The sequence below is a fragment of the Streptomyces cyslabdanicus genome (assembly GCF_052663305.1).
The window spans coordinates 23,085-35,555 of record NZ_JBQRUW010000037.1 but is presented as its reverse complement, the minus strand read 5'-3'; the positions used below and the strand labels follow the sequence as shown (position 1 = coordinate 35,555).

General features: G+C 69.7%; 12 protein-coding genes and 1 pseudogene. 12 read left to right on the top strand and 1 reads right to left on the bottom strand.

What is annotated here, in order from left to right; genetic code table 11:
• Nucleotides 1-157: 157 nt before the first annotated feature.
• A complete protein-coding gene (locus ACTYVM_RS21520) occupies nt 158-1,363 on the top strand; it encodes a site-specific integrase (RefSeq protein WP_445527485.1) in 1,206 nt (401 codons plus the stop codon).
• Between the two features lie 290 nt (nt 1,364-1,653).
• On the opposite strand, the gene ACTYVM_RS21515 is transcribed toward ACTYVM_RS21520, so the two are convergent.
• The gene (locus ACTYVM_RS21515; RefSeq protein WP_445527484.1) at nt 1,654-2,289 is read right to left on the bottom strand and encodes an HAD-IA family hydrolase; all 636 of its coding nucleotides are present in this window, start codon (nt 2,287-2,289) and stop codon (nt 1,654-1,656) included.
• A 175-nt stretch (nt 2,290-2,464) separates the two neighbouring features.
• Between ACTYVM_RS21515 and ACTYVM_RS21510 the strand changes: the two genes are divergently transcribed.
• The 11 genes and pseudogenes from ACTYVM_RS21510 to ACTYVM_RS21460 all read left to right on the top strand — a co-directional run bounded on the left by ACTYVM_RS21510 (nt 2,465) and on the right by ACTYVM_RS21460 (nt 12,443).
• Nucleotides 2,465-3,682, top strand: a complete 1,218-nt coding sequence (locus ACTYVM_RS21510; protein ID WP_445527483.1) for a helix-turn-helix domain-containing protein — start codon at nt 2,465-2,467, stop codon at nt 3,680-3,682.
• 168 nt (nt 3,683-3,850) lie between these two features.
• The gene (locus ACTYVM_RS21505; protein ID WP_445527482.1) at nt 3,851-4,015 is read left to right on the top strand and encodes a hypothetical protein; all 165 of its coding nucleotides are present in this window, start codon (nt 3,851-3,853) and stop codon (nt 4,013-4,015) included.
• Nucleotides 4,016-4,196: 181 nt separating this feature from the next.
• Entirely contained in the window at nt 4,197-4,685 is a 489-nt protein-coding gene (locus ACTYVM_RS21500; RefSeq protein WP_445527481.1) for an ATP-binding protein, read from the top strand.
• A gap of 8 nt (nt 4,686-4,693) precedes the next feature.
• Nucleotides 4,694-5,110 carry a DUF6415 family natural product biosynthesis protein gene (locus tag ACTYVM_RS21495; RefSeq protein ID WP_445527480.1) on the top strand — a complete coding sequence of 139 codons (417 nt, stop codon included), beginning with the start codon at nt 4,694-4,696 and terminating at the stop codon, nt 5,108-5,110.
• Nucleotides 5,110-5,262: pseudogene (locus tag ACTYVM_RS21490) on the top strand (DUF6302 family protein); the annotation flags it as partial. The gene ACTYVM_RS21495 and the pseudogene ACTYVM_RS21490, both read left to right, overlap by 1 nt.
• A gap of 16 nt (nt 5,263-5,278) precedes the next feature.
• Nucleotides 5,279-5,413: a hypothetical protein gene (locus ACTYVM_RS21485; protein ID WP_445527627.1), complete on the top strand. Its 135-nt coding sequence runs from the start codon at nt 5,279-5,281 to the stop codon at nt 5,411-5,413.
• Nucleotides 5,414-5,592: 179 nt separating this feature from the next.
• Nucleotides 5,593-6,828, top strand: coding sequence for a methyltransferase, FxLD system (gene fxlM, locus ACTYVM_RS21480; RefSeq protein WP_445527479.1), 1,236 nt, complete (start codon nt 5,593-5,595; stop codon nt 6,826-6,828).
• Nucleotides 6,829-6,879: 51 nt separating this feature from the next.
• On the top strand, nt 6,880-7,071 hold the full coding sequence (locus tag ACTYVM_RS21475; protein ID WP_445527478.1) for an FxLD family lanthipeptide: 192 nt from the start codon (nt 6,880-6,882) through the stop codon (nt 7,069-7,071).
• Nucleotides 7,072-7,159: 88 nt separating this feature from the next.
• Nucleotides 7,160-10,225 (top strand): lantibiotic dehydratase, encoded by a 3,066-nt coding sequence (locus ACTYVM_RS21470; protein WP_445527477.1) that lies wholly within the window; start codon nt 7,160-7,162, stop codon nt 10,223-10,225.
• Nucleotides 10,222-11,454 (top strand): lanthionine synthetase C family protein, encoded by a 1,233-nt coding sequence (locus tag ACTYVM_RS21465; protein WP_445527476.1) that lies wholly within the window; start codon nt 10,222-10,224, stop codon nt 11,452-11,454. The genes ACTYVM_RS21470 and ACTYVM_RS21465 overlap by 4 nt, the downstream gene beginning before the upstream one ends.
• Nucleotides 11,436-12,443, top strand: a complete 1,008-nt coding sequence (locus tag ACTYVM_RS21460; RefSeq protein ID WP_445527475.1) for a thiopeptide-type bacteriocin biosynthesis protein — start codon at nt 11,436-11,438, stop codon at nt 12,441-12,443. The genes ACTYVM_RS21465 and ACTYVM_RS21460 overlap by 19 nt, the downstream gene beginning before the upstream one ends.
• Nucleotides 12,444-12,471 lie beyond the last annotated feature (28 nt).

Genomic DNA, 12,471 nt, shown 5'->3' with positions numbered 1-12,471 from the left:
TTACCACTCACAGGCGATCCAGCTCCGGCATGCCGCTCCCCCGTTAAGCCGCCCTTACCGGCTATTCTGCCTGGAATAGCCGGTACCTAGGGGAGGGGAAACGCTCATGAACAGAGGCGACGGATACCGCCCGGAGGGCCACTGCGAGCACCCGGCGGTGAGCGTAGAGCGACTGGACCGACTGACCGCCGACACTGCAGCCGCCGCCGAGTTGGAGGTCTACGACGCCGAGCTGGTGGATGGCCAGGCGGTGGAGCCGGTCCGCTACCTCGTCAACCGGCACACTGTGCTCGGGCCCGGCGAGATGCCGCCGCGCGCCGAGGCGCGGCCACCGTGGACCGAGGCCGACTTCCGCGTCTCCGCGGCGGACAAGGAGGAACTCGACCAGCCGGACCTCGCCGAGAACACGCTGCTCAACCGGGACTCCACGGTGCGCGCCTTCCAGCACTGGTGCGCACGGCAGGACCCGCCACGGATCGCGCGGCCGTGCACCACCGCGACGTACACCGCGTACGGGCTGCACCTGATCCGCCGTGGCAAGGCGGGGGAGTTCAAGCCGGACACGGTCCGCCAGTACATGAGCCGGATCTACAACTGGCAGTCCGAAGACATGCGGCCGGACCCGTCGCGCGTGCGCGGGAAGATCCGGCTGTGGCGGCAGGAGTGGAAGGGGGCCGGCGGTGAGATCGAGCGGTCGGCCGCGCTCACCATCCCGTACCTGCTCGTGTGCCTGGAGCAGTGCGATGAGACCACGCACATCGGCATCCGTGACGCTTTCGCCCTGGTCCTGGCTTACTGCAACCTGCACCGCCGCCGGGAGCTGACCGATCTCCTGGTCAAGCATGTGAAGATCGTGCCGATGGGCCTGATCGTCACCACGGCGACCAGTAAGACGGACAAGCAGGCGAAGGGCTCGACGGAGTTCATCGCCGACCGCCCGGACCTTCAGCTCGTCGCCCGGGCCCGCGCCTGGTTCGCCGTGCTCAGACGGCTCGGCGCGGACGGGGCGGATCAACCTGTCTTCCGGGCCCTGACGGTCAAGGGGAACCTGGCCAACCGCACTCTTGCGACCAAGCGGGGGGAGCGGATGAAGGGCGGCGCGATCAACGAACGCCTCCAGCGCCTCGCCGACTTGGCGGGCATCCCCTACATCGCCGGAAAGAAGGTCACGGCGCACTCCCTGCGGGCCGGCCCCAACACCGACATGATCGCGGCGGGCGTGCCCCTGGCGGAGCGCAACCGCCGGGGCCGCTGGTCCCCCGAGTCGAAGACCGCGGACACGGTGTACGACCGGCCCCACCACCGGACACAGGACGACCCGCTGTCCAAGGTGCCCCTCGGGGGCTTCAACACCACAGGCTGAGCGGGCAGTCCGCCCCCAAAGCGAGCCCCTCAGGGGGCGAACTGCCACTCACGGTCGAGAATCGCGTGCACGACGGAGTCCCGCCACTGCCCGGCCTTCAGCACGTGCTCATGGATCGTGTTCTCTTCGACAACGAAACCGGGCCGGCCGGTGGGCGGACGGCTTCCACACCGCCGACACGGCGTACGACCGCCGTCACGGTGTCGGCACCCGTGACCCGCTCGCCGTCGTCCCGCAGTACCGGCGGACCCGCCCGAGCAGCAGTTGCGAAGGCCCGAGCGACGACGCCGTCAGGCGGCGGAAGTCCAGTCCAACAATAGGGAATCAAGCAGCTTGGCCGTGGCCTCGGGGTCCGTGGTGTGGTGAACCGTCCGGATGCCCAGGGCCTCGGCCGGCGGAAGGTTCTCGGCGTGGTCGTCCACGAACACGCACTCCGGCCCGGTCAGGTCAAGGCTGTCGAGCGCACGCTGGTAGATGAGCGGGGAGGGCTTGCGGACACCTTCCAGTTCCGACAGGACGACCGCGTCGAAGAAGTCGTTCCACATGCCCTTGTCCTCGTACGGGTTGTACGGCTCGATACCGAAGCTGTTGCTCAGCATCGCGACCTTGATGCCCGCCGCGCGAGCCCGCTGGGCCGCGGCGACGATCTGCGGCTCGGGGCGCAAGTTTGCCAGAGCGCGCCGCATCAGATCCGTCGGGTCGATGCCGAGGATTCCGCCGATCACACGGTTCCAATCCTCCTGGGTGGCCTCGCCGACCTCGAGAGCCGAGTAGACCGCGACACCCTCGGAGTTCTCGTTGAGGGCGTGGAAGTAGGCGCCGGGCTCCAGCCCCTCGGACTTCTCGAACGCCTCGCCGTTGAGCCTCATGCGGGTGGTCAGGACGCCGCCGAAGTCGAGGATCAGGCCACGGTAGGAGGTGGTCAATGCGGGCTCCCTGCGGATGTGCGTGGGTACCGGAAGCGGTCCCCCGGCCGCGCGTGCCGCCGGGGGACCGTGAGTGCCCTCCCAAGGGGAGAGAAGACCAGTATCACCCCTGTCCGATGCGGCCGGGCATACGCTCTTTACGAGTGCCCTGTCTGAGACGAGGAACGGTCAACGGATGCCTATTAACGGAGAGTTGTTCAGCATCGGCCAAAGGATCAAGTGGCACCGAGAGCGACGCGGCATGTCGCAGAAGGCCCTGGGCGACTTCATCGGCAGGTCAGAGAACTGGGTCTACAAGATCGAAGCCGACCGGATGCCGGTTGACCGTGTGACGGTCCTCGTCGCTCTGTGTCAGGCGCTTCGGTGCAGCATGGAGGATCTGACCGGTGGCTACGTGTCCGGTATCGCCACCGGCGAAGCTGAGCACGAGCACGTCCCGGCGATCCGCCAGGCCCTCTCTCTGCCCTCGTCGCTGCTCCCGCTGCGGGTTGAGGGCGTCACCGCAGAGGACTTCGTGGAGTCGGTCAACGACGCCTGGAAGGTGTACGAGACACAGGCGGAAGCGCGCTACCGGGACGTCGGCGGGCGTCTGCCGAAGCTACTGCGGCAGGGGCACGCGGCGCTCCGAGACGCGAGTGCCGAGGACGAGTCCACCATCCTCCGACAGCTCATCAGCCTGTACGGCCTCCACCAGATTTGGCTTCGGCGCGTCGGCGAACCCACCCTCGCGAGGGTCGCCGCAGACCGTGGTCTGGCCCTCGCGGACAACACGGGCGACCCTGCGCTCCTCGCCGCGGCGGCCTGGAACCTCTCCTGCGTGCTGACCTCCACCGGCGATGTGGCTGACAGCCTCGAACTGGCCAGGCAGACCATCGCGCAGTGCAAGCCGGCCGACGACGCCTCGCCCGAGCACTGGTCGGCGTACGGAGCGCTGCATTTGCAGGGCGCCGTCGCCGCGGTCCGGGCGACCAGTCCCGTGGCCTGGGACCTGTACCGAGGAGCCCAGCAGGCCGTGACAAGGGTCGGCGGAGACCTCAACCACTGGCACACCTGCTTCGGCCCCACCAACGTGGCGATGCACGAGGTTCACCTGATGGCCGAGGAAGGAGACATCAGCGAGGCTCTTCGCGTCGCCGACTCGGTAGAGGTCAACGGGGATCTGCCCCTGGAACGCCGAACGCGCTACCTGATCGAGGTCATGAACCTCAACCGGGTCCAGCGTGACGACTATGCCACGGTGCACATCCTCGGGAAGCTCAAGAAGCAGTCCCCCGAGGAGATCGTGTTCTCTCCGCTGGTCAGGGAGGCTGTCGCCGAGCTGCTGAAGCGGGAGAAGCCGCTGTGGCGGGACGACCTGCGCGAAGTCGCACAGCACGTCGGGTTCGCCGCTTAGTGATCATGTGACCCCTGAGCGTTACTCAGCCCTGAGTTTTTCTCAGGGGTGAACGCTCCAAATAGCCCTAAGTTACGGGCTATGACGACGAGTCACGTTCCAGCGGAAGGCGTCGCAACACCCTTACCGGCCGAGAAGCGCCACCTGCGTCTCTCGGCCGGAGCCGAGGTGAGTCACACCGAGGCCGGACGTTTCACGGTTCCCCTCGACCTGTGCGAGGGGTCCGCGGAGTGCACGCCGCTCCGTCTCATCCTCACAGCCGAGGAAGCGGCCGACATCCGCACCCAGCTCGGCGCCTTCCTCGTCGGCGAGCCGGGCGGTGATGCAGTGTGAACGGCCGCCCCCGCCGCACCGCTGGCGATCTCGCCCGGCGACGAGCCTTGGCCGATGCTTCGGTCACGCCGTTTCCTCCGTCCCTTGCCTCGCTGCCCACCGCCCTGCCTGCCCAGCGTCGCCGGGGCGGTGGCCTCAGTTCGTCGTTCCACGAGCAGAGCGCCAGAGCACGGGAACTGTCGTGACGGCGACGATGGCAGCCCCCGTGCTGCCCTCTCGACACGTGCTCCCCCGTACCCACGACGCGATGGCAGCGTGCTTCGCCATCAGCGCGCGGAGCGAAGGCCAGGACATCCCCGATCGTGACGCCCAACGCGTCTCCGCGATGCGCCGCCTCGCCAGGGCGCGCCTGGAGTACTGCCGCCTCTCCCCGCTCGCCGACGACATTGAGCTGATCGTCTCCGAACTGGTGACGAACGCCATCGCGCACAGCCGCGGCAGTTCGATCACCATGATGCTCGGGCTCGACCACGGACTTCTCACCCTCGAAGTGAAGGACGAGACCGGTCGCCATCCCGAGATCAGGCAGCCGGCCGACGATGCGGAGAACGGACGCGGCCTGATTCTTGTCCAGGCCATCACTGAGCAGCACGGTGGCGAGTGGGGCACCCGTCCTGACGGTACGAACACTTGGTGCACGATCCCGGTTCTCCCCCAGGGAGATCAGTGAACGCCACCATGACCGCCCCGAAGGCAGAGCGCGACGTCCCGGCGTGGGAGCCCCCGCTCGACGAGGACGGCTTGAGGTTCGTCCTGGCGCGGATCGCCGCCTGGCAGCCGCTGGACGTCGAAGCGATCTTCGACGACCTCGACATGGCGATCGGTAACCAGCCCCCACCCGTGGCCACGACCGAGGCGCTGGTTGAACGCCTTCGCGGCCACCTGAAGCAGCTCAGCGACATCGCTGTCGCTGACGAGAGGTACCCGCCCACCGCGGAGATCGTCGGGTTCGTTGAGCGAGGGCTGCCCATCCGGAGTGAGCGCACGCCGGCGGACCACCAGCAAGCCGTCGGCCTCGCCCGCCGCCTGGCTTTCGTGACCTCCGATCTGGTCGAAGAGCTGATCGAGGCCCGCTACATCAAGGGGGCCGACTGATGCACGCCCCCAACGCCGTCAAGCACCCGACGGTGACCGCCACGGTGGTGGCCGCCCCGCAACACGCGTACGACTTCGACTACAACGAGCAGCGAGTCGCCGGCACCTGGCTCCTGGACAAGAGCGTCGCTGTGCGAACCCCGCGCATGCCGTTCTTCGCTGCTCCCGTTGGAGGCACGCGACGAGGTGGGTACTTCCCTGTGCCGTCCCTTCTGCTTCGGGCTCAAGGCCCGTGACGTCCTCCTGGAGCAGCCCGGCTTCCCCAACCTGCCCGCCGCCCAGACGGCCGCCCGGCGGTCCTGAGCGCGGATCGGGCCGTCGGGCGGTGCTTCACCAGCGCCCGAACCCTCGCGCGCCGTCCACCACGACACCGCCGGCCCTGGATGTGCCGACGAGAACGGAGAACAGCCGCCACAGCCTCCCGGCCCACCGGCACGTTCGTGCCGGCCTCCCCCTCGAACACGTACGACCGAAGGAACTTCATGACCAACACGACCCTCGAGCCCGACGAGGCGACCAGCCTGCGCAACAAGGTGGTGGACGAGCTGTGCGCGGACGGCACGATCTCTTCGCCACAGATCGAAGCGGCGATGCGCAAGGTGCCCCGCCACGCGTTCACCCCCGACACACCGCTGGACAAGGCGTACGACACGTACGCCGCCGTGATCACCAAGACGGACGAGCACGGCATGCAGCTCAGCTCCGTCTCCGCCCCGCAGATCCAGGCCATGATGCTGGAACAGGCCTGGGTGCGGCCCGGGATGAGGGTGCTGGAGATCGGCTCAGGCGGGCTGAACGCGGCCTACCTCGCCGAACTCGTCGGCGAGGACGGTGAGGTCGTCACCGTGGACATCGACCACGTCGTCACCGAACGCGCTCTTCGGCTCCTGGACGAGCACGGCTACGACAGGGTGCGCGTCGTCACCGCCGACGCGGCCGAGCCGATCCCGGACCTCGGTGAGGTCGACGTCGTCATGGTGACCGCCGGAGCGTGGGACATCTCCCCGGCTTGGACCTCGCAGCTCAAGCAGGGCGGCCGGCTCGTGGTACCGCTGCGGATGCGAGGCCTGACCCGCTCGGTCGCCTTCACCCAGGTCACGGGTGAGCACGGCGACTACCTGGAGAGCGAGTCGGCGCAGATCTGCGGCTTCGTCCCGATGCAGGGATCGACCGCCCACCGGGAAGAACTCCTGCTGGTCAACGGCACCCCGGAGATCGGGCTGCGGTTCGATGACGGTCTGCCGGCCGACCCACACCGGCTGGACAACGCCGTCAAGACACCGCGCCACGAGCTGTGGACCGGCGTCACCATCGGCCTCCAGGAACTCCTCGACACCCTCCAGATGACGATGGCGATCAGCCTGCCGGGCTTCTGCACGATGGCCGTCGACGAAGACCTGGACACGGGCCTGGTTGCCCCGTCGAACAAGCGGTTCGCCCTCGCTGCCGTCGAGGACGACACCTTCGCCTACCTCGTCACCCGCCGCACCGAGGACAACAAGCACGTCGAGTACGGCGTGCACGCTCTCGGCCCGAACGCGAAGCAGCTCGCCGACAAGATCGCCGACGTGCTGCACGACTGGGAAGCCAACCGGCGCGGCGGCCCCAGCCCGGTCATCCGGGTCTATCCGGCGAACACCCCCGACGACCAGATCCCGGCCGACCGGCTCATCGACAAGGTGCACAGCCGGATCTCGCTCTCCTGGCCCTCGGCGTAACACCCGGAGCCAGGCCGTCCCGCACCACCGAATGGAAGGAAGGGCACCATCATGACGAGCGCCACTCTGGCCCCGCCCGCCCCGCCGGCGGACCTCGACGACGACTTCGCGCCCCTGGACGTGAAGGTCGTCATTGCCGAGCACGCGTACGGCAAGCTCATGTGCTCCACCGGCGACGGCTGCGGCACCACCTGCGCGACCAACTCCTCCGCCTGCAACTCCTTCGTGGAGGACCCGGCCTGATCCAGGCCACTCCCTCGCCGGGGGCGGGCGCAGAGACGCGCCCGGCCCCCGGCCCTCCCCTCCCGCGCGTCGCCTGAAGGAAGGGACCATGGCTCCCCGAGCAGTCGCCAACTACCAGTGGCAGGGCGCCGCGATGCTGCGCGCCACCACCAGCCCCGGACCGGCGGACGTACCCCGCACCCTCAACCTGGACGACGTGGCCGTCACCCGCGGCTGGCTGAACCGCATCTGGCAGCGCGAAGAGGTCCGCATTGCGCTGGAGCTGGCCACCCCCGTCCTGTCTGCCGCGATCGAGTCCGTGGGCCAGGGCAAGCGGAGCGACCCCCGCCACGTCCGCCGTACCGCGATGTCCGCCGCCTCCTACCTCCTGCGGTGGCAGCACCGTCCCACGCCGCTCGGCCTGTTCGCCGGCACCGCTCCCCTGTCGGTCGGGCCCCGGGCAAGCGTGCGATGGCGAAACAAGCACCGTGTGGCGATCCGACCCGATGCCGAGTGGGTGACCGACATCATCCTGCGCCTCCAGCGCAGCCCCGAGCTGCTGAAGCGGCTACCGCTGATCGCCAACAACGCCGCCCGCACCCGCGGCGACCGGCTTGTGGCGCCGGGCCCGCCCGCCGACGGCTACGCCCGGCTCCTGGCCCCCGTCGAGATATCCGTCCGCCACGCGCGGCCGGTGGCCGCCGCCATGGACGCGGCCCGTACCCCCATCACCTACCTCGACCTTCACACCCATCTGCGCGACCACTTCCCGCAGGCCAAGGCAGAGCAGGTCGACGCCCTCCTCGGCAGCCTGATCGAACAGCAACTCCTCATCACCAGCCTGTGGGCCTCCATGACCACCGTGGACGCCTTCCAGTACCTGTGTCGTGAGCTGGAGAGGCACCAGACGGAGACCGTGCCGGATGTCCGGGACCTGGTTCATGCGCTGAACACGGTGTGCGAGGACGTTTCCACGCTCCAGCCTGTCCTTTCCGGCCCCGGCGTGAGCGCCGTGGCAGCGCGGATGCGCGACCTCTCCCCGGTGACCCCGACGCCTCTGCTCATCGACGTCGCCCTCGACGGCGAGGTGCAGCTTCCGCAGGCCGTGGTCGCGGAGGTGCAAGCGGCCGTAGCGGGCCTGTACCGGACCACGCCGCAGCCCTACGGCTACCAGTACTGGCGCGACTACCACCGCCGCTTCCGAGCCCAGTACGGCGTCGGTGCCCTGGTACCGGTGATGGACCTGGTGGCCGACAGCGGCCTTGGACTGCCCGCGGGGTACGTCGGTTCCGAGCGCGGCCCCGCGCCGAAGCCGCTCACCGACCGCGACGAGGTGCTGCTCGCCCTGGTGCAGCAAGTTCTCATGGACGGCCGCGACGAACTCCGGCTCACCGACGCGACGATCGACGCCCTGGAGAAGGCCGCCGGAAGTGACGAGCGGCTGTTCGTGCCCCGGGTGGAAGTCGCCTTCGAGGTCCACGCGTCCAGCAGCACGGCGCTCGCCCGCGGAGCCTTCGACGTACTGCTGACGTCGGTCCCGCGCCCCGGCAGCAGCATGGCCGGCCGGTTCGCCCACGTCCTGCCGCCGTCGCAGCAGGACGCGCTCGCCGCCACGTATCGCAGTGCCCCGGGCACACTCCCTGCTCAGCTCGTCTTCCCTCCGCGCCGCCGCCGCAACGAGAACGTCACCCGCACACCCCGGTTGCTGCCCCACGTCATCGAACTGTCCGGCCATCAGGCGGCCGACGGGACGACGATCCAGCTCGCGGACATCGCCGTCACCGCCGACGCCCGCACCTTCCACCTCGTGCAGCTCTCCACCGGAAGCCACATCGACGTGCGAGTCCTGCACGCCCTCGAAGCCGGCACCCAGACCCCGCCGCTGGCTCGCTTCCTCGCCGAGGTGGCCACCGCGCGGTATGCCGCCTACAAGCCGTTCGACTTCGGCGCAGCCGCCCGGCTGCCCTTCCTGCCTCGGGTGCGCTACCGCCGCACCATCCTCACCCAGGCCCGATGGCTGCTGACGGCCGAAGACCTGCCCGGCCGGACAGCCTCGGCGGCGCAGTGGGATCAAGCCTTCGACGCCTGGCGAGACCGCCTCCGCGTCCCGAACCACCTCGCCATGATCGAGTACGACCAGCGCCTTCCACTGGACCTGACCCACCCAGTCCACCGCCGTGTGCTGCGCTCCGCCCTCGACAACTTGCGGCGTCTGGATCTGCGGGAGGTCCCCGACGGCGACGCCCACGGCTGGATCGGACGGGCGCACGAGATATGGCTCCCCCTCGGTCTTCCTCAGTCCGAGCACGCCGGCGTGCCCCGACCGCGCTCGGCCATCCCCTCCGCTCCCAGGCGGCACCTGCCCGGCGGCGGCGACATCCTCCACGCCCAACTCCACGCCCACCCAAGCCGGTACGACGAGATCCTGAGCAGGCACCTGCCCCGCCTTCTCACCGCATTCGGCGACACGCCGCCGATCTGGTGGTTCACCCGGTACCGGGAGATGGCCCGCCCGGACACCGATCAGCACCTCGACCTCACACTGCACCTGCCGCAGGGCACGTACGGCACCGCGGCCGAACGCGCCCACGCCTGGGCGAACACTCTTCACGCCCTCGGCCTGGCGTCCGGTCTCGTCCTGGCCACCTACCAACCGCAGACCGGGCGCTTCGGCCACGCGGCGGCCATGGACGCCGCGCACCAGGTGTTCGCAGCGGACTCCGCCGCCGCCCTCGCACAGATCCAGCTCACCGAGCGCACGGATGCCTTCGCCCCGCAGGCCCTCGCCGCGGCCAGTGCCCTCGACCTCGTCACCCACCTCGCACCGAGCGCCGCCGAGGCCGAGAAGTGGCTGGTGCACAACCTTCCCCAGGGCACGGGGCGGCTGGACCGGGCTCTGCGGACCCAGGTGCTCGAACTCGCGGCGCCCGCAGGGGCATCCGCTCTCGCAGCCCTTCCCGAAGGCTCGCAGGTTGCCGAAGCATGGCGGACCCGCGCCGCCGCCCTGGACGTCTACCGGAACACCCTGCCCCAGGACCGTGACCCGCTCGCCGTCGCCCGATCCCTGCTGCACCAGCACCACGTCCGGGCTCTGGGCGTCAGCCCGAACACCGAGGCGGCCACGCTGCGGCTTGTACGCAACGCGGCCCTTCAGCACCGGATGACGAGCCGATGACCGCACCGACCGCCACCGCCGTGTCGCTCCTCGAGCAGTACGCCGGCCATCTGGCAGAACCCCCTCTCCCGCCACCGGACGACCCCTGGCCGGTGCATTCCCTCGCCGACGGAGCGGCCGGGATCAGCCTGCTGCACATCGAGATGGCCGACCGGTTCGGCGGCCCCTGGCGCCCCGCCCACCGGTGGATCACCGCCGCCGCCTCCGGGCACATCAGCGCAGCCGACACCACCGGTCTCTTCTTGGGCGCCCCAGCCGTCGGCTTCCTCCTCACCGCCGTCCCCCCAACCTTTCAGCACCTGTACGGCCCGGCGCGCAGGACCCTCCACCAGCACATCACCGCGCTTGCCCACCGCCGCGTGGATGCGGCGCTCGCTCGGATCAGCAGCCGCGATCTGCCTACCTTCGCGGAGTACGACCTCTTCTACGGCCTCACCGGCATCGGCGCCTACCTTCTGCGCACCGAGCCCGAAGGCGCCGCGCTCGAAAGAGTCCTGCAGTACCTGGTCGCCCTGACCCGCCCGCTCGCTCCCGGGGGCCGCGGACTGCCCGGCTGGTGGGTTCGTCATGACCCGGCCCGCGGCGAATCGCCCCTCTTCCCGGGCGGCCACGGAAACTTCGGGGCTGCGCACGGCATCACCGGTCCCCTTCTCCTCCTGGCCCAGGCGCTGCGCCGCGACATCACCGTCAGCGGCCACCGAGAGGCCATGCTGAGCATCTGCGAATACCTCGACACCTGGTGCCAGCACGCACCATCCGGCCCGTGGTGGCCCGAGCACGTCTCCCGCCGCGACCTCGAACGCGGACGCCCTCACCACGAGGCCCCCGCACGCCCGAGCTGGTGCTACGGCACGACAGGCATTGCGCGGGCCGGGCAACTCGCCGGGATCGCCTTGCGCGCACCCGACCTCCAGGCGTTCTACGAAGACGCCCTGTACCGGGCCCTGACCGACCCCGCGCAGCTCGCCCACGTCACCGACACCGGCCTGTGCCACGGGTGGGCGGGCATCTACCAAACCGCGACCCGTGCCGCCTCCGACGCCCTTGACCTCCGTCTCCAGGCACTTCCGGAGCGCCTCGGCGACACCCTCGCCGCGCAGGCCCGGCCCGGCAACCTCCCGGCGACTGGGCTGATCAACGGCGACGCCGGCACCGCGCTCGCTCTCACCACCTTCGCCTCGGAGCAGGCACCGACCACCGGATGGGACGCATGTCTCTTGATCAACTGATCCAGACCGATCCGAGCCCGACCCAGCGCGCGGTCCTTGCCGTCCTCACCGGTCTGCCGATCGCCGACGCCGCACACCAGTACCGGATGGATCCCGTAAACCTGTCCGACGCCGTGGCGGTCTACGACCAGGCCGGCCGCGAGGCCCTGGCCCGCCACGCCTCCACTACCGGCTGGTGGCAGGTCTACCTCCACTTCGCCGACTGGGCGGACGCCGACACCACCTTCACCACGTACGTCCTGCCCCTCCTGCGGGAGGCGGAGGCCGCAGGCACCATCGACGGCTGGTGGTACACCAGAAAGCACCCCTGCTGGCGCCTGCGCCTTCACCTGCGGCCCAGGACCGGGACCGCGATCGGGAGCGGGACCAAGCCGACCGTCGGCGACGGCTTCCACCGTCTCGTCGCCGACGGGCACCTGCAACGCTGGTGGCCCGGCATCTACGAGCCGGAGACGGCAGCGTTCGGGGGTGAGGCCGGTATGACGGCCGCCCACGCCCTGTTCGTCATCGACAGCCGGGAGGCACAGCAGTTGCGGCAACGCGGCGACCTGGCTGTGGGGCCAAGGGAACTGTCCGTCTTCCTGTGCACGATCATGATGCGCGCCGCCGGGCTGGAGTGGTACGAGCAGGGGGATGTCTGGCACCGAGTCATCACGAACGAGCACCGCTCGGCCATCGGCGATGTCCCGGCGGACCGACTCAAGGCTCGCGCCCAGGAGATCCGGCCCCTACTCCTCGCCGACAGCGAAGCCCTCCTGCGTACCGGCGGGCCGCTGGAGCCCGTCGCCGAATGGGGCGCCGCCTTCCACCACACCGGCCAGGCGCTCAGCCATGCCGTCCAATCCGGGACGCTCGACCGCGGATTGAGGCAGATACTCAGCTACCACGTGCTCTTCCACTGGAACCGGCTCGGTCTGTCCATGCGGGGTCAGAGCATGTTGGCCTGGGCAGCCAGGGCGGCGACCCTGCACAACGAGAGCGGGACGTAGACCGGCTGCGGCCGTAACACCGACCGAC